The organism is Streptomyces sp. NPDC031100 (genome assembly GCF_055570785.1).
In genome coordinates this window covers 59888-76695 of record NZ_JBVIGN010000001.1, presented here as the reverse complement: position 1 = coordinate 76695, position 16808 = coordinate 59888, and the positions used below count along the sequence as shown (strand labels likewise).

At 72.8% G+C, this 16808-nt stretch carries 13 protein-coding genes and 1 riboswitch; of the genes, 3 read left to right on the top strand and 10 right to left on the bottom strand.

The window, feature by feature from the left end; genetic code table 11:
- The first annotated feature begins 5 nt into the window (after positions 1–5).
- Positions 6–737 carry a ZIP family metal transporter gene (locus tag ACZ5DS_RS00370; protein ID WP_468232482.1) on the top strand — a complete coding sequence of 244 codons (732 nt, stop codon included), beginning with the start codon at positions 6–8 and terminating at the stop codon, positions 735–737.
- A gap of 170 nt (positions 738–907) precedes the next feature.
- On the opposite strand, the gene cobI is transcribed toward ACZ5DS_RS00370, so the two are convergent.
- The 10 genes from cobI to ACZ5DS_RS00320 form a co-directional block, all read right to left on the bottom strand.
- Positions 908–1639, bottom strand: a complete 732-nt coding sequence (gene cobI / locus ACZ5DS_RS00365; protein ID WP_468232480.1) for a precorrin-2 C(20)-methyltransferase — start codon at positions 1637–1639, stop codon at positions 908–910.
- Entirely contained in the window at positions 1636–2985 is a 1350-nt protein-coding gene (locus tag ACZ5DS_RS00360; RefSeq protein ID WP_468232479.1) for a cobyrinate a,c-diamide synthase, read from the bottom strand. The genes cobI and ACZ5DS_RS00360 overlap by 4 nt, the downstream gene beginning before the upstream one ends.
- Positions 2979–3578: a cob(I)yrinic acid a,c-diamide adenosyltransferase gene (gene cobO, locus ACZ5DS_RS00355; RefSeq protein WP_468232477.1), complete on the bottom strand. Its 600-nt coding sequence runs from the start codon at positions 3576–3578 to the stop codon at positions 2979–2981. The genes ACZ5DS_RS00360 and cobO overlap by 7 nt, the downstream gene beginning before the upstream one ends.
- On the bottom strand, positions 3578–5572 hold the full coding sequence (locus ACZ5DS_RS00350; protein WP_468232476.1) for a putative cobaltochelatase: 1995 nt from the start codon (positions 5570–5572) through the stop codon (positions 3578–3580). Before ACZ5DS_RS00350 ends, cobO begins: the two co-directional genes overlap by 1 nt.
- Positions 5569–9222, bottom strand: coding sequence for a cobaltochelatase subunit CobN (gene cobN, locus ACZ5DS_RS00345; RefSeq protein ID WP_468232474.1), 3654 nt, complete (start codon positions 9220–9222; stop codon positions 5569–5571). The genes ACZ5DS_RS00350 and cobN overlap by 4 nt, the downstream gene beginning before the upstream one ends.
- Positions 9219–10727 carry a cobyric acid synthase gene (locus ACZ5DS_RS00340; RefSeq protein WP_468232473.1) on the bottom strand — a complete coding sequence of 503 codons (1509 nt, stop codon included), beginning with the start codon at positions 10725–10727 and terminating at the stop codon, positions 9219–9221. The genes cobN and ACZ5DS_RS00340 overlap by 4 nt, the downstream gene beginning before the upstream one ends.
- Positions 10724–11668, bottom strand: coding sequence for a cobalamin biosynthesis protein (locus tag ACZ5DS_RS00335; protein WP_468232472.1), 945 nt, complete (start codon positions 11666–11668; stop codon positions 10724–10726). Before ACZ5DS_RS00335 ends, ACZ5DS_RS00340 begins: the two co-directional genes overlap by 4 nt.
- Positions 11669–11769: 101 nt before the next feature.
- Positions 11770–11908: riboswitch (cobalamin riboswitch) on the bottom strand.
- Between the two features lie 173 nt (positions 11909–12081).
- The gene (locus ACZ5DS_RS00330; RefSeq protein WP_468232470.1) at positions 12082–12309 is read right to left on the bottom strand and encodes a hypothetical protein; all 228 of its coding nucleotides are present in this window, start codon (positions 12307–12309) and stop codon (positions 12082–12084) included.
- 32 nt (positions 12310–12341) lie between these two features.
- Positions 12342–13595 carry an inorganic phosphate transporter gene (locus ACZ5DS_RS00325; RefSeq protein WP_468232468.1) on the bottom strand — a complete coding sequence of 418 codons (1254 nt, stop codon included), beginning with the start codon at positions 13593–13595 and terminating at the stop codon, positions 12342–12344.
- 143 nt (positions 13596–13738) lie between these two features.
- Positions 13739–14542 (bottom strand): lysozyme, encoded by an 804-nt coding sequence (locus ACZ5DS_RS00320; RefSeq protein ID WP_468232466.1) that lies wholly within the window; start codon positions 14540–14542, stop codon positions 13739–13741.
- A 189-nt stretch (positions 14543–14731) separates the two neighbouring features.
- On the opposite strand from ACZ5DS_RS00320, the gene ACZ5DS_RS00315 reads away from it, so the two are divergent.
- On the top strand, positions 14732–15421 hold the full coding sequence (locus ACZ5DS_RS00315) for a class II aldolase/adducin family protein (protein ID WP_468232465.1): 690 nt from the start codon (positions 14732–14734) through the stop codon (positions 15419–15421).
- Between the two features lie 81 nt (positions 15422–15502).
- Positions 15503–16630, top strand: coding sequence for an alpha/beta hydrolase (locus ACZ5DS_RS00310; protein ID WP_468232463.1), 1128 nt, complete (start codon positions 15503–15505; stop codon positions 16628–16630).
- Positions 16631–16808: the final 178 nt, after the last annotated feature.

Sequence of the window (16808 nt, the reverse complement as noted above, 5' to 3'; positions counted from 1 at the left end):
GGCCTATGGCGGTCTTCGTCGCGCTCGGCGCGGTCCTGATGACGCTGGCCGGCGGCTGGACGGCACAGCGCGTGACCGACCGTCGCCATCTCGTCCTGGGGCTGGCCGGCGGCCTGATGCTGGGCGTGGTCGGCCTGGACCTGCTGCCGGAGGCGCTGCACGCAGCGGACCGCGAGATCTTCGGCGTGCCCGCGGCCCTGCTGCTGTTCGTGGCCGGTTTCCTGCTGGCCCATCTGGTGGAACGTCTCCTTGCCGCCCGGCAGGCCGCGCACGGCGCCGACGAGCACAACCACCGGGCGCCCGAGGTGGGCCTGACGGCGGCCGCCGCGATGGTCGGCCACAGTGCCCTGGACGGCGTGGCGATCGGCGCGGCCTTCCAGGTGGGCGGCGGCATGGGCACCTCCGTGGCGCTCGCCGTGATCGCGCACGACTTCGCCGACGGCTTCAACACCTTCACCATCACGAGCCTGTACGGCAACGCGCGCCGGCGGGCGATAGGCATGCTCTTCGCCGACGCCTGCGCACCCCTGGTCGGCGCCCTGTCGACCGCCTTCTTCCACATCCCGGAACCGGTACTCGGCGGCTATCTCGGCCTCTTCGGCGGCGTCCTGCTCTACCTCGCCGCCGCCGAGATCCTCCCCGAGGCCCACCACGAACACCCCGCCCGCTCCACCCTGCTGTGCACGGTCGCGGGCGCGGCCTTCATCTGGCTGGTGGTCGGGGTGTCCGGCGGCTGATCGCGCCTGGGGCGGCTCGTGGGCGCCGGGCTGCGGCACAGCTTCCCACTCCGCCGCGGGGGCGCGATCTGTGGGGAGGGCGGCAGCGATGGCGCCGCCCCGTTGAGCTTGGTGGTGGCTTTCGGCCGACCGGTGGTCGGTGTCCGGGGCGGCCGGCCCCACCGGCCGCCTCACAGCTTCCCGCCCCGCCCGCCGTCCCGCCGCGGGGGCGCGATCAGCGTGGAGAGGTACGGCAGCGGCGACCCGTCCAGGTCTGCGGCCGGCCGCACCGACTCCTCCGGCAGCCCGAGCGCCGAGCCCCACACGGCCTCCCCGATCCGCCCGGTCTCCCGCAGCGCCTCGGCGACCTCGGCGGCCTGCCGTCCGAACTTGTACGCCACGACGGTCCCCGGCCCGGCCAGCGCCTCCTTGAGCACGGCCGCCCCGGCCGTCACCGGCACCAGCGTCAGCGGCTCGGTGCCCTCCGTGAGCACGGCCCCCGACCGCGCGGCAAGATCCTGCATCGCGGTGATCCCGGGCACGGTCTCCACCACGACACCCGGCACCAGCTCCGCGATCGTCTGCGCGAGGTACGTGAACGTCGAGTACACATTCGGATCCCCGATGGTGGCGAAGGCGACGGACCCGTGCGCGCGCAGCAGCCCGGCGACCCGCTCGCCCGCCGCATCCCAGGCCGCCTCCCGGCGCGCCCGGTCCGTCCGCTCGTTCAGCGCGAACACCACCCGGACGACCTTCTCCTCGGGCACGTAGTGCAACACGGTCGCCTCGGCCCGCCCCCGCTCCCCGGTGTCCATCACCGGTACGACGACGACGTCGGCCGCGCGCAGCGCGTTGACCCCCTTGACGGTCACCAGCTCCGGGTCACCGGGACCGACCCCGACACCGACCAGCCTGCTGCTCATGACGTCCGGCACCTCTCGACGAACCGACGGGCCACACCGGGCTCGGACGCCCAGTGCGTGTGCAGATAACTCGCGTGCACGCCCTGTTGGACAAAACCTTCGACCCGCCTCACCGGGGCCCGCAGCCCCCAGGCGGGAGCGGCACCGGCGCCGGGCTCGACGACCGTGCGATGAAACTCGTGCCCGCGCATCCGCGTCCCCGCGACGGCCAGCACACTGTCCCCGACGGCCACCGCGTCCCGGTACCCGAGGGTGAGCCGCTCCGTCATCCGCGCGGTGGCGTCGAGGACGCCGCACATCGGGAGTCCGTCCAGCTCTCGGCAGAGGTAGAGCAGCCCGGCACACTCGGCGGCTACGGGCGCGCCGCTCAGCGCCAGTTCGGCGATGGCCTTGCGGAGCGGCTCGTTGGCGGACAGCTCACTGGCGTACACCTCGGGGAAACCACCCCCGATGACCAACCCGGCGGTCCCTTCGGGCAGTTGCTCATCGCGGAGCGGATCGAAGGTGACCACTTCGGCACCGGCGGCGGTGAGCAGTTCGGTGTGCTCGGCGTAGGAGAAGGTGAAGGCGGGGCCACCGGCCACGGCAACCACCTCACGCTGGTCCGGTGCGGTGACGGGCGGTTCCCAAGGAGGACAGGACAACGCTCCCGCACCTCGTGCCAGTCCCAGCAGAGCTTCGAGATCGCACCCCTGCTCCACCTGCGCGGCCATCGCTGCCACCGCGTCCAAGGCGTCGGTCCGTCGCTCTGCGACCGGCACCAGCCCCAGATGCCGCGACGGCGTATCCACCCGGGCCACCCGCCGCAGCACCCCCAGAACCGGCACCCCGGCCGAGTCCAGGGCGTCCCGCAGCAGCTCCTCATGCCGGTCCGATCCGACCTTGTTCAGGATCACGCCCCCGACCCGCACCTCCGGATCCCAGGAGGCAAACCCATGTACCAGCGCCGCCACCGACCGCGACTGCGACGACGCGTCCACGACCAGCACCACCGGCGCCCGCAACAGCTTGGCGACATGGGCCGTGGACGCGAGTTCCCCCTCGCCCGCGGCCCCGTCGTACAGCCCCATCACGCCCTCGACGACGGCGAGGTCGCAGCCCTGCGCGCCATGCGCGAACAGCGGCCCGATCAGCGAAGGACCGCACAGATACGCGTCCAGGTTCCGCCCCACCCGCCCGGTGGCGAGCGCGTGATACCCGGGGTCGATGTAGTCCGGCCCCACCTTGTGCGCGGACACGGCGAGCCCCCGCGCGGCGAACGCGGCCATCAGCCCCGTGGCGACGGTGGTCTTGCCGCTGCCGGACGACGGCGCGGCAATGACCAGCCGGGGAACGGAACTCACCACTCGATGCCCTTCTGGCCCTTCTGCCCCGCGTCCATCGGGTGCTTGACCTTGGACATGTCGGTCACGAGGTCGGCGAAGCCGACGAGCTTCTCGGGCGCGTTACGGCCGGTGATCACCACGTGCTGAGTCCCGGGCCGGTTGCGCAGGACATCCACCACCTCGTCCGTGTCCACCCACCCCCAGTGCATCGGGTAAGCGAACTCGTCCAGCACGTACAGCCGGTACGTCTCGGCCGCCAGGTCCCGCTTGACCTGCTCCCAGCCCTCCCGGGCCTTCTCCTCGTTGTCCATCTGGGCATCCCGCTGGACCCAGGACCAGCCCTCGCCCATCTTGTGCCAGTCGACGGTCCCGCCCTGCCCGGAGGCGCCGAGCACGCGCAGCGCGTTCTCCTCGCCGACCTTCCACTTCGCCGACTTGACGAACTGGAACACCCCGATCGGCCATCCCTGGTTCCAGGCACGCAGCGCAAGCCCGAACGCCGCGGTCGACTTGCCCTTGCCGATGCCCGTGTGCACGACGACCAGCGGCCGGTTGCGCCGCTGCCGGGTCGTCAGCCCGTCGTCCGGAATCACACTCGGCTGTCCCTGCGGCATTACGCAGCCCTCCTCGAAGTTCCCTGCACGTCCCTGACCAGCCCGGCGATCGAGTCGGCCCGCAGCTCGTCCAGCGTGACGGCCGTACCGCCCAGCTCACCCGCGAGCTGCCCGGCGAGCCCGAGCCGCACCGGCCCCGACTCGCAGTCCACGACCACGGAGGCGACCCCGTCGGCCGCGAACAGCCGCGCCGCACGCCCCGCCAGCGCGACCGGCTCCGGGCCGCCGGTCGCCCGCCCGTCGGTCACCACGACCACCAGCGCCCGCCGCGCCGGATCCCGCAACCGCTCCACCCGCAGCACCTCGTGCGCCTTGAGCAGCCCGGCCGCGAGCGGCGTACGACCGCCCGTCGGCAGCGACTCCAGCCGGGCGGCAGCGGCGTCGACGGACGACGTCGGCGGCAGGGCCACGTCCGCCGAGGCGCCCCGGAAGGTCACCAGCCCCACCTTGTCCCGCCGCTGGTAGGCGTCCAGCAGCAGGGACAGCACGGCACCCTTCACGGCGCCCATCCGCTGCCGCGCCGCCATCGACCCGGAGGCGTCCACGACGAACAGCACGAGGTTCCCCTCACGCCCCTCCCGCGTCGCCTGCCGCAGATCGTCCCGGCGCAGCACCAGCCCCGGCCCGGACCGCCCGCGCGCCCGCTGATGCGGGGCGGCGGCCTGCACGGTGGCTGCCAGATGCAGCTTGGTGAGCGTCCCCCGGGGCCGCCGGGCCCCGGTCGTGCGCCCGTGCTCGGTCCGCGCGCGCGAGCGCCGCCCGGCGGCACCCTCGCCGATCCCGGGCACGCTCAGCACCTTCGTACGGAACGGCTCGGCGGCCCGCACGGGCGTCTGCTCCCGCGCGCCGGACGCCTGCGGCTGCCCGCCCTCACCGGCCTCGGGCTGCGCGGCACTGCCGCCGTCGCCCTGGGGACCGCTGTCGGGCGCCGGCTGTCCGCCGCCGCCACCCGGCCCGTCGGGCTCGGGATCGTCGTCGCCTTCGCCCGAGAACTGCTCCAGCGTCTCGTCGAGCTTGTCCTCGTCGAGGCCCGGCGCGTCGAAGGGATTCCTGCGCCTCCGGTGCGGCAGCGCCAGCAGAGCCGCCTGCCTGACATCCTCGGCGAGCACGTCCGTCCGCCCGGCCCACGCGGCCAGCGCGGTCGCCGTACGCGCCATCACGATGTCGGCACGCATGCCGTCCACCTCGAAGGCCGCGCAGGTCGCCGCGATCTGCCGCAGCGCCCCGTCACCCAGCCGCACCTGCGGCAGCAACTCCCGTGCCGCGACGATCCGTTGCCGTACGGTGGCCTCCTCGCCGGCCCACCGTGCGGCGAAGCCGGCCGGATCGTCGTCGTACGCCAGCCGACGCCGTACGACCTCCACCCGCTGCTCCGGCTCCCGCGAGGCCGCGACCTCCACGGTCAGCCCGAACCGGTCGAGCAACTGCGGCCGCAGCTCGCCCTCTTCGGGGTTCATCGTGCCGACGAGCAGGAACTTCGAGGCATGCCGTACGGAGACACCCTCGCGCTCGACGTACGAGGCGCCCATCGCCGCCGCGTCCAGCAGCAGGTCGACCAGGTGGTCGTGGAGGAGGTTGACCTCGTCCACGTACAGGATCCCGCGGTGCGCGTCGGCCAGCAGGCCCGGCTCGAACGCCTTCACGCCCTCCGCCAGCGCCCGCTCGATGTCGAGCGCGCCCACCAGCCGGTCCTCGGAGGCACCGACGGGCAGCTCGACCATGCGGGACGGGCGCGTCGTACCGGATGCCGGCTCGTGCGGGCCGTCCGGGCAGGACGGGTCCGGCGCCGCCGGGGCACAGGAGAAACGGCATCCGGGGACCACGGACACCTCCGGCAGCAGCGCCGAAAGGGCTCGTACCGCGGTCGACTTCGCGGTGCCCTTCTCGCCGCGCACCAGCACACCGCCGACCGCCGGCGACACGGCGTTCAGCAGCAGCGCGAGCCGCAGGTCGTCCTGGCCGACGACGGCCGTGAACGGAAACGGGGTACTCACTTCTCGTCGCCCTCCAAGTCGCCTTCCAGCTCCAGATAGGTGGCGCGCAGCTGCTCCAGCGTGTCCGCGTCCGGCTCGGCCCACAGCCCGCGGTCCGCCGCCTCCAGCAGCCGCTCGGTGATCCCGCGCAGCGCCCACGGGTTGGACTTCTTCATGAAGTCCCGGTTCTCGGGGTCGAAGACGTACTCCGCGCTGAGCTTCTCGTACATCCAGTCGTCGACCACGCCCGCCGTCGCGTCGTAGCCGAACAGGTAGTCCACGGTCGCCGCCATCTCGAAGGCGCCCTTGTAGCCGTGCCGGCGCATCGCCGCCATCCAGCGCGGGTTGACCACCCGGGCCCGGAAGACGCGGTGGGTCTCCTCGCCCAGCGTGCGGGTCTTCACCTGGTCCGGTACGGCACTGTCACCGACGTACGCCTCAGGATTGGCGCCGGTCAGGTGGCGGACCATGGCGACCATGCCGCCGTGGTACTGGAAGTAGTCGTCGGCGTCGACCAGGTCGTGCTCGCGGGTGTCGACGTTCTTCGCGGCGACCGCGATCCGCTTGAACGCGGTCTCCATGTCCCCGCGCGCCGCCCGCCCGTCCAGCCCCCGCCCGTACGCGTACCCGCCCCACACCGCGTACACCTCGGCGAGGTCGGCGTCGGAGCGCCAGTTGCGGGCGTCGATCAGCGGCAGCAGACCGGCGCCGTACGCGCCCGGCTTCGAGCCGAAGATACGGGCCGTGGCGCGCCGCCGGTCACCGTGCTCGGCGGTGTCCTCGTCGGCGTGCGCCCTGACGAAGTTCTGGTCGGCCGGCTCGTCCAACTCGGCCACCTTCCGCACCGCGTCGTCGATCAGCCCGACCACATGCGGGAACGCGTCCCGGAAGAAGCCGGAGATGCGGACCGTGACGTCGATGCGCGGCCGGCCCAGCTCCGCCAGGGGAATCACCTCGAACCCCGTCACCCGGCGCGAGGCCTCGTCCCACACCGGACGGCAGCCGATCAGCGCCAGGATCTCGGCGATGTCGTCGCCCTGGGTGCGCATCGCCGACGTGCCCCACACCGTCAGACCGACCGACTTCGGGTACTCACCGGTGTCCTGGAGATACCGCTGCACGAGCGAGTCGGCGAGCGACTGGCCGACCTCCCAGCTCAGTCGGGAGGGGATGGCCTTGGGGTCGACGGAGTAGAAGTTGCGGCCGGTCGGCAGCACGTTGACCAGACCGCGGGTCGGGGAGCCCGAGGGGCCGGCCGGGACGTAACCGCCGTTCAGCGCCTTGAGGATGTGGCCGATCTCGTCGGTCGTGCGGGCGAGCCGGGGGACCACCTCGGTGCAGGCGAACTCCAACACCCCAACCGCGTCCGCGAGTTCGGCGCCCACCACCTCACGGACGAGCGGCGCACTCTCGGCCACCGCCCAGTCGCGGGCCTCCATGCCCTCCGCGATCCGCCGGCACAGCTGCTCCAGCAGGTCGATCGCGTCGGCGGCGGTACGGGCAGGGCCTTCGACCAGGTCGGTCAGCTCGACCGGCACCTTCACCGGCGCGCCCGGCTCGGCCAGCAGCTCTTTCTCGACGAGCCCGAAATGGGCCGCCAGTGAGGCCCGCAGCCCCGGCAGCGCGTTCGCCTGCCCGCCCCACACCTGGGAGGCGCGCAGCACGGCGAGGACCAGGTTCACGCGCGGCTCGGCGACCGGGCCGCCGCCGAGGATGTGCAGGCCGTCACGGATCTGCACGTCCTTGATCTCGCACAGATAGCCGTCGATGTGCATGACGAACTCGTCGAAGTCGTCGTCCTCCGGCTGCTCGTCCACATGCAGGTCGTGGTGCAGCTCGGCCGCCTTGACCAGCGTCCAGATCTGCGCCCGCACGGCCGGGGCCTTCGCCGGGTCCAGGTCGGAGACGAGTGCGTACTCGTCCAGCAGCTGCTCCAGCTTGGCCAGGTCGCCGTAGGTGTCGGCACGCGCCATCGGCGGTACGAGGTGGTCGACCACCGTGGCGTGCCCGCGCCGCTTGGCCTGGGTGCCCTCGCCGGGGTCGTTGACGATGAACGGGTAGACGAGCGGCAGGTCACCGAGGACGGCGTCCGGCGCACACCCGCGCGACAGCCCCAGCCCCTTGCCCGGCAGCCACTCCATCGTGCCGTGCTTGCCCATGTGCACGATCGCGTCGGCGCCGAAACTGTTCTCCAGCCAGCGGTAGGCCGCCATGTAGTGGTGCGAGGGCGGCATGTCGGGGTCGTGGTAGATCGCGATCGGGTTCTCGCCGAAGCCGCGCGGCGGCTGGATCATCACGACGACGTTCCCGAACTGCAGGGAGGCCAGGACGATGTCCTCGCCGTCCACGTACAGGCTGCCCGGCGGCTCGCCCCACGCTTCCAGCATCGCGTCCCGCAGCTCGGGGTCGAGCTTCTCGAACCAGGCCCGGTAGTCGGCGAGCGGCACCCGCGCGGGCGCTGCGGCCAGCTGGTCCTCCGTCAGCCACTCCACGTCGTGCCCGCCGGCCTCGATGAGCCGGTGGATCAACTCGTCGCCGTTGTCGGGGTAGTCGGTGAGTCCGTAGCCGGCTTCCTTCAGGGCGTCCAGGACGCGCACCGCCGAGGCGGGGGTGTCGAGGCCGACGGCGTTGCCGACGCGCGAGTGCTTGGTCGGGTACGCGGTGAAGACGAGCGCGAGCTTCTTGTCGGCGTTCGCCTTGTGCTTGAGCCGGGCGTGCCGTACGGCGATCCCGGCCACCCGCCCGGCTCGCTCCGGGTCGGCGACGTACACCGGGACCTCGTCCGGGCCCTGCTCCTTGAAGGAGAACGGCACGGTGATCAGCCGGCCGTCGAACTCCGGGATCGCCACCTGCATCGCCGCGTCCATGGGGGACAGGGCCGCGTCGGACTCCTCCCAGGCATTCTTGGAGGAGGTCAGGCAGAGGCCCTGCAGAACGGGCACGTCGAGGTCGGCGAGGGCCCCGATGTCCCAGGCCTCCTCGTCGCCGCCCGCCGAGGCCTGCGAGGCATGCGTACCGCCGGCCGCGAGGACGGTGGCGACCAGGGCGTCGGCCCGGCCCAGCAGCTCGTACAGCCCGGCGTCCGCACCGCGCAGCGAACCGCAGTACACGGGAAGCGCGTTGGCACCCTGCGCCTCGATCGCCGCGCACAGCGTGTCCACGAAGGCGGTGTTGCCGCTCAGCTCGTGCGCCCGGTAGAAGAGCACGCCGACGGTGGGGCGGCCGTCCCGGATCCCGTACGAGCCGTGCACCCCGTACTCCGGCATCTTCCGGGGCTCCTCGAACCCCTCGCCGGTCAGCAGCACGGTGTCGGACAGGAACCGGGCCAGCTCGGTCAGGTTGTCGGGCCCGCCCTCGACCAGGTACTTCAGGGCCTCCGCCACGACACCCGCCGGGACGGAGGACTCGGCCATCAGCTCGGCGTCCGGCACGGCCTCGCCGCCCAGCAGCACGGTCGGCACACCGGACGCCCGCAGCGCGGCCAGCCCGTCCTCCCAGGCACGCTTGCCGCCCAGCAGCCGTACGACGGCGATGTCCGCGCCCTCGACAAGGCCGGGCAGCTCGCCGGCCACGTCGACCCGGGTCGGATTGCCGATCCGGTACGCCGCGCCGGAGGCCCGGGCCGCCAGCAGATCGGTGTCGGCGGTCGACAACAACAACACTGTGCTCATGCAGGCGCTCCCGGTGGAATGAAAGGCAGTCCTTGCGGCGCGCCCGACTCGATGAGCCGCCAGAGCGCGTCGGTGTCCGCGTGCTGTTCGATCAGGTCGCCGAGCCGGTCGAGCTGCTCCTCGCGCAGCGCGGCGAACGAGGTGTCGGGGGCCGGCACGAAGCGGCGGCCCGCGGCGGCGGCCACCTCGCGCAGGAAGGCCCGCCGGAAACCGTCCGACTCCAGGGAGCCGTGCCAGTGCGTGCCCCAGGTCTGGCCGACCCGGCAGCCGTCCAGGAAGGCTTCGCCGCCGGTTACTTCGGCGACTCCGTGATGGATCTCGTACCCCTCGACGTGCTCGCCGAGGGCTTCCCCGGTCGGCCGGGTGAGGGTCTTCTCGCGGGCGAACCGCACGCGCACCGGGAGTACCCCGAGGCCCCGCACCTGACCGGCGCGCGACTCGACCTCGTCCTCGATGTGTTCGCCGAGGATCTGGAAGCCGCCGCAGATGCCGAGGACCGGGCGTCCTTCCGCGGCCCTTCTGACGAGGGCGTCCGCGAGCCCCCGCTCCCGCAGCCACGCGAGGGCCTTGACCGTCCCCCGAGTCCCCGGGATCACCACGAGGTCCGCGTCCGCCAGCTCCTCCGGCCGGTCCACGAACCGCACCACGACACCCGGTTCGGCGGCGAGTGCGTCCACGTCGGTGAAGTTGGACATGAGCGGGATGGCGCACACCGCCACCCGCAGCACGTCCTCGCCGACCGGCGGGGCGGTGTTCGACTCGCGTACCGTCCCACGGAGGGAGACTCGCAGTCCGTCCTCCTCGTCGATGCCGAGCCCGTGCTGGAAGGGCAGGACGCCGTACGTGTGCCGCCCGGTGAGCCCGTGCAGCATGTCCAACCCCGGCTCCAGCAGAGTGACGTCGCCGCGGAACTTGTTCACCAGGAAGCCGGCCACCAGCTCCTGGTCCTCGGGCGAGAGCAGGGCGACCGTCCCGAAGAAGGAGGCGAAGACGCCGCCGCGGTCGATGTCGCCGACGACAAGCACAGGGAGCCGGGCGTTCCGCGCGATCCCCATGTTCACGATGTCGGTCCGCCGCAGATTGATCTCCGCGGGCGAACCGGCCCCCTCACAGATCACCGCGTCATACGTGCCCCGCAACTCGGCGAGACACTCCAGCACGGTGCCGAGGAGCTGCTGCTGGCGCCCCCCGTGATACCCGCGTGCGCTCAGCTCGCCCACGGGCTTCCCGAGCAGCACCACTTGACTGCTCTGTTCCCCACCGGGCTTGAGCAGCACGGGATTCATCAGCGCGGTCGGCTCGACCCGGCAGGCCTGGGCCTGCATCGCCTGCGCCCGCCCGATCTCGGCACCCTCGCGCGTGACGAAGGAGTTGAGGGACATGTTCTGCGCCTTGAAGGGCGCCACCTTCACGCCCTGGCGCACCAGCCACCGGCAGATCCCGGCCGTCACGACGCTCTTGCCGGCGTCGGAGGTGGTGCCGGCGACGAGGAGACCACCGTTCACTTCCCACGTCCCTTCACGAGTCGGCGCGCAGCGAGCGTGACGCCGAGCGCGAGCAGGCCGACGCGGCGGGAGAGCCGTACCGCCCGGTCGATGTCGGTGACCCGGACGGCCCGTCCGGCGCCCCCGCCCAGCACGGGCCGGTGTTCGACGCGCCCGCCGTAGGAGAGCGTCCCGCCCAGCCGCACGCCGAGGGCACCCGCGAACGAGGCTTCGACGGGCCCGGCGTTGGGGCTCGGATGCTTGCGTGCGTCGGCCCGCCAGGCGCGCACGGCGCCGCGGGGGTCGGGGCCGGCCGCGGCGGCGAGTACGGCGGTCAGCCGCGCCCCCGGCCACCCCGCGACGTCGTCCAGCCGGGCCGAGGCCCAGCCGTAGCGGCGGTGGCGGGCCGACTTGTGCCCCACCATCGCGTCCAGGGTGTTGACGGCCCGGAACCCGAGCAGCCCGGGCACCCCGCCCACGGCACCCCACACCAGCGCGCCCACGACGGCGTCGGAGGTGTTCTCGGCGACGGACTCCACGACCGCCCGGGCGATCCCGTCGGCGTCGAGGGCCTGCGGATCCCGTCCGCACAGATGCGGCAGCCGCGCCCGTGCGGCCTCGACGTCCCCGGCCTCCAGGGCGCGTCCGACGGTCCGCGCCTCCCTCGCGAGCGAAGTGCCCCCGACCACGGCCCAGGTGGCGGCGGCGGTCAGCGCGACGGAGGCGACAGGGGAGCGGCGCACGGCGCGTTCGGCGGCGGCGCCCAGAGCGACGGCTCCGCCGGCGCACACGGCGGTGTGCAGCGCACCCCAGCCGCGGTGGTCGTGCCACAGTGCGCGTTCCACGGCTGCGGCCGTCCGCCCGAACACGGCGACCGGATGCCCCCGGCGAGGGTCACCGAGGAGCAGGTCGCCGAGAAGGCCGGCGGCGGCGCCGTACGCGTAGGAGCGATCGGCACCCATCGGCTCAGCCGGCCGTGGGGGCAGGCAGGGCCCGGTTACTGAACCTCGAACGGCAGCCGCGCATGGCGATATGTCCTCACTCAGGGTGTCCGCGCCCTGGTTCGACGAGACCGGCGGTGAGAGTTCCTGGCTCCCGGGATTCCTTCCCCGGTGACAGTGGCGGGACCGCGCCGGATTCGCACCGGCTTCCTCTCCTGCCGCCGTACATGGCGTGGGCAGTCCACCACGCCCCCGGAAGGGCCGTCAACTTGCCTTTGACCTGGGACGCCGGACTGTGCTGAGGCCCACACCGCGGCTGTTTCGGGCGGGGTGGAACGGCCCTGTGGGACCCCGTCCCGGACACACGTCCGCCCTGCCGGTCGGCTGAACACGCCGGACCGGCAGGGCGGATGCGGAGGATGTGCGCTCGGGCGTCAGGCCTTCGCCACGATCAGATGGATCCCGTACGCCACCGCGGCCGCACAGGCGGCGAAGCAGACGTACGCGCTCGTCACGGCCAGCGCCGCGGAGTTGCCCTGGGCCGCGGCCTTCTCCCGGCGGGCGAGCGCGGTGACGCCGAGGGTGAACAGGGCCACCAGGCCCATGGTCACGGCGAGGCTGACGCCGAAGACGGAGCCGAGGGCCGCCCAGTCGATCTTCATGGGGATGCTTCCTTCAGAGTCCGGGTTCGGGGTCAGACCGTGGCGGCCGGCGGGGTCGCCGGAGCCGGTTCGGCGGCGGTCTGGGCCGGGATGGTGGCCGTGAGGTCCTCGGTGACGGTGCCCGCGGGGGGCGGGGTCACCGCGGCGATGGCGGTGGTCACCACGCCGGCCGGCTCGGCGGTGCCGTCGACGGCGTTGACGTTGGTGTGGTCGACGACCTCGCGGCGGGAGATCTTCCAGATCGCGGCGCTGGCGCCGACCAGGAAGACGGCGACGAGTGCGGTGCCCCAGTCACCCAGGTCCGTGACGGACTCGGCGCCCGCGCCGACCAGCGCGGCGGCCGGGAGGGTCAGCGCCCAGGCGACGAACATGCGGGTCGCGGTGGACCAGCGGACCACACCGCCCTTGCGGCCCAGGCCCGCACCCATCACCGAGCCGGAGACGACGTGGGTGGTGGAGAGGGAGAAGCCGAGGTGGGAGGAGGCCAGGATGGCCGTGGCCGCGCTGGTCTGGGCGGCGAAGCCCTGGCGCGGCTCCAGGTCGGTCAGGCCCTTGCCCATGGTGCGGATGATGCGCCAGCCGCCGATGTAGGTGCCTAGCGCGATGGCCAGACCCGCGGAGAGGATGACCCAGGTGGGAGGGTTGGAGCCGGGGGCGAGGGAGCCGCCGGCGACCAGGGCGAGGGTGATGATGCCCATCGTCTTCTGGGCGTCGTTGGTGCCGTGGGCGAGGGAGACCAGGCCGGCGGAGGCGATCTGGCCGGCGCGGTAGCCCTTGCGGGTGGCCTCGCTGTCGGCGTTCTTGTCGATGCCGTAGGAGAACCGGGTGGCGAGCATCGCCGCGAGACCGGCCACGATCGGGGCGGCGACCGCCGGGAGCAGCACCTTGGTGACGAGCACGTCACCGTGGACGGCACCGAAGCCTGCGGAGGCGACGGTGGCGCCGACCAGGCCGCCCATCAGGGCGTGCGAGGAGCTGGAGGGCAGTCCCACCAGCCAGGTCAGCAGGTTCCAGAGGATCGCGCCGACCAAGGCGGCGAATATGACCTCGGGACGTATGCCGGTCTCGTCGACGAGACCCTTGGAGATCGTGTTGGCGACCTCCACGGAGAGGAAAGCTCCCACAAGGTTGAGGGCGGCGGACATGGCCACCGCGATCTTGGGCTTGAGGGCGCCGGTCGAGATGGTCGTGGCCATCGCGTTGGCGGTGTCGTGGAAACCGTTCGTGAAATCAAACGCGAGTGCGGTTACCACCACAATCGCGAGGATCAGCGAGAAGCTTTCCATTTACCCAGGCAATCGTTAGAGGTCATCGGCCGTTGGACCGTAGGCAACCTGGATGAACGGAAGGTGAACTGGGGCGGGCGTCAGGGTGTCGTCAACGGGGGATTGGGATTGCCTTCAGGGTCGACGCCCCAAGCGCCCCTTGGCTACCGGCCCCGCGCGAAGGCCCGCAGCCGGCTCGGCGGCCCCTCGAAGAGATTCTGGTCACCCGGCAGGCCGCCCTCGGTGCCGTACTGCCAGAAGGTCCAGTCCGACCAGCCGCCCGGCAGCGACCCCGGGTCCGATGTGCCGTGCCGGGCGATCCACAAGGGGTGGTCCGAGGCGAAGGCGCGGCTGTTGCCCGTGCAGGCCTTCCACCAGCGGGCGGTGGTGTAGATCACCGGGCGGCGGCCGGTCTTCCGGTCGACCTCGTCGCTGAAGGACCGGATCCAGTCGACCATCCGCTTCCAGCCCAGCCCGTAGCACCTGTGGTCCTTGTCGTACGGGTTGTACTCGATGTCGAGCGCCGGCGGCAGCGTCCAGCCGTCCGCCCGCCAGTCGCCGCCGTGCCGCACGAAGTACGCGGCCTGCTCGGCGCCCGGGGACCGGTCCGGCCGGGCGAAGTGGTACGCGCCGCGGACCAGGCCCGCCCGGCGCGCGCCGCCGTACTGCCGGTCGAAGTAGGGGTTGCGGTAGGTCGTGGACTCGGTCGCCTTGACGTAGGCGAACCGGGCGCCGTCCGAGCGGGCGGACGGCCAGTCGACGTGCTCCTGGTGCGAGGACACGTCCTGCCCGCGGAGCGAGCCCGCCGGGTACGCCGACGACACGTCCTGCCCGCGGAGCGGGTCCGCCGCGTACATCGGCGGCCCCGCCGTCGCGGCCTGGGCGCCCACGAGGGCGAGCGCGGCGACGGCGGCCGCGAGCGCGCCCGCGCGGCGAACGGAACGGAAAGGTGTGCGATCACGAGCCACGCGTCCCCCTGGAGTGGCGATGGAACGTCGTCCAGTGAGTTGGAAAGATCATTGAATGCCTGATGATCATGAAAGATCGGCGGATCTTCGACGTTTCGGCGGGATCTTCACCCTCTCGGCGGTACGCGTTCCGGCCCCGCGCACACGGGACGGCAGCCCCCGCGCCGGGCCGGCTGGCAGGATCGCGGCATGGCTGAAGAGCGGCGGGACATGCAACAGGAAGCGGAACAGGAAGCGGTGCACGTCTGGGAGGCGCTGGTCGCGACGGCCCGCCGGACCGTCGCCGACGGGCTGGTCGTCGGCACCTCCGGCAACGTCTCGGCGCGCGTCGGTGACCTCGTGCTGGTCACCCCGTCGGGCGTGCCCTACGACCGGCTGACCCCGGACGACATCACCGGCGTCGACCTCGGCGGCCGGCAGGTGCTCGGCACGCTCGTGCCGACCAGCGAACTGCCCATGCACCTCGCCGTCTACCGCACCACCGACGCCCGCGCCGTCGTCCACACCCACGCCGTGCACGCCACGGCCGTCTCCACCCTCGTGAGCGAGCTGCCCCCGGTCCACTACATGGCAGCTGGGCTCGGCGGCCGCGACGGTCGCATCCGGGTAGCCCCCTATGCGACCTACGGCACCGACGAGCTGGCGGAGAACATGCTCCGCGCCCTCGCCGACCGCTCCGGCTGCCTGCTGCAGAACCACGGCACGATCACCTACGGCACCACCCTCGACCAGGCCTACGACCGCACCGCCCAACTGGAGTGGATGTGCCGCCTGTGGCTGACGGCATCCTCCGTACCGGGCCTGACCCCCTCCCTGCTGACCGATGCCCAGATGACCGAGGCAGCGACACGTTTGAAGGGGTACGGCCAGCAGCGGTGACCCCATGCCCGCCCACCCCTTTGTTCCATGTCCCGGCTCTTCCGCTGGCCGTCGGCCCGGACCCCCACGACACTGGAACCCGTGCGCACCGTCAAAGCGACCGCCGCCGCACTCACCGCGGTCCTGGCCGCCGGCGCGGCATCCGTGGCCGCCGGACGTCTGGCCAGTGACGCCGCGCTGAAGGCGCCCCCGGGCCGTCCGCTGCCCACCGAACCCCGGCTCACCGTGCACGGCACGGCAGCGGGGCGGATCACCCTCACCCGCGACCTGGCCTCCCTGCGCCCCGGCACCTACGGCCTGGCCGACGACGGCTCCCACGCGGTCGTCGGCCCTGTCCTGGAGACGGCCGAGCACACCGCCGACACCGTCGTACGCCGCCTCATACGCGTCACGCACGGCACCCTCGCCTCCGGCGACGCCGTCTGGCTCACCCCGAACGTGCACGTCGGCAATCCGCGCACCGCCCTCGGCCTCGACCACGACGACCTCGACGTGCCCGGCGAACTCGGCTCCCTGCCCGCCTGGTTCGTGCCCGGGGCCCGCGACACCTGGGTGATCGCCGTGCACGGTCTCGGCGCCACCCGCGAGCAGGCCATGAACGTCATGGAGTTCCTGCACGCCCGCCGCCTGCCGGTCCTCGCCCTCGCCTACCGCGGCGACCTCGGCGCCCCGCGCCCGCCGGACGGTCTGAACCACCTCGGCGAGACCGAGTGGCGCGACGTGGACGCGGCGATCCGCCACGCCGTCCGCCACGGCGCCGGCCGGGTCGTCCTCCTCGGCTGGTCCACCGGCGCCACCATGGCCCTGCGCGCCGCCGAACGCTCCGCCGTGCGCGACCGGGTCGCCGGGCTGATCCTCGACTCGCCGGTGCTCAGCTGGCAGGCCACCCTGCGCGCCCTCGCCCACGCCCGCCACACCCCGCAGCCCCTGCTCCCGCTCGCGGTGTGGGCCGCGCAGGGCCGGGCCGGGCTGGACGCCGACCGGGCCGCCGAGACCGCCGACCCCGGCCGGCTCGCCGTACCCACGCTGATCGTCCACGGTCCTGACGACACGGTCGCCCCCTGGGAGTACTCCCGCCGCCTCGCCGCCCGCCGCCCCGACCGCGTCGCCCTGCACACCGTGCCCGAGGCCCCGCACGCGGCGATGTGGAACGCCGACCCGGCGGAGTACGAGGAACGGCTGCGCCGGTTCCTGACCCCGCTGATGTGAGGACGTCCCCGATCCGCCCCGCACGAGTCGGAAGCCCCGGTTCCGTTCGTTCCGTTTAAGGCCGTACGACTGGCCTGATCATGACTCTGCGGCCGGTATCGGAGCCGGTGCGTTGGCCAGCCCCGTCGCCCCCCGTGACATTCCGTTTGGGTTTTCGGACCGTCAACCGGAAGACTGC

Bases quoted from the DNA above. Each gene is read 5' to 3' on its own strand.
- ACZ5DS_RS00370 (WP_468232482.1), top strand. From the start codon at position 6: ATGGCGGTCTTCGTCGCGCTCGGCGCGGTCCTGATGACGCTGGCCGGC.
- cobI (WP_468232480.1), bottom strand. From the start codon at position 1,639: ATGAGCAGCAGGCTGGTCGGTGTCGGGGTCGGTCCCGGTGACCCGGAG.
- cobO (WP_468232477.1), bottom strand. From the start codon at position 3,578: ATGCCGCAGGGACAGCCGAGTGTGATTCCGGACGACGGGCTGACGACC.
- cobN (WP_468232474.1), bottom strand. From the start codon at position 9,222: ATGAGCACAGTGTTGTTGTTGTCGACCGCCGACACCGATCTGCTGGCG.
- ACZ5DS_RS00335 (WP_468232472.1), bottom strand. From the start codon at position 11,668: ATGGGTGCCGATCGCTCCTACGCGTACGGCGCCGCCGCCGGCCTTCTC.
- ACZ5DS_RS00330 (WP_468232470.1), bottom strand. From the start codon at position 12,309: ATGAAGATCGACTGGGCGGCCCTCGGCTCCGTCTTCGGCGTCAGCCTC.
- ACZ5DS_RS00325 (WP_468232468.1), bottom strand. From the start codon at position 13,595: ATGGAAAGCTTCTCGCTGATCCTCGCGATTGTGGTGGTAACCGCACTC.
- ACZ5DS_RS00315 (WP_468232465.1), top strand. From the start codon at position 14,732: ATGGCTGAAGAGCGGCGGGACATGCAACAGGAAGCGGAACAGGAAGCG.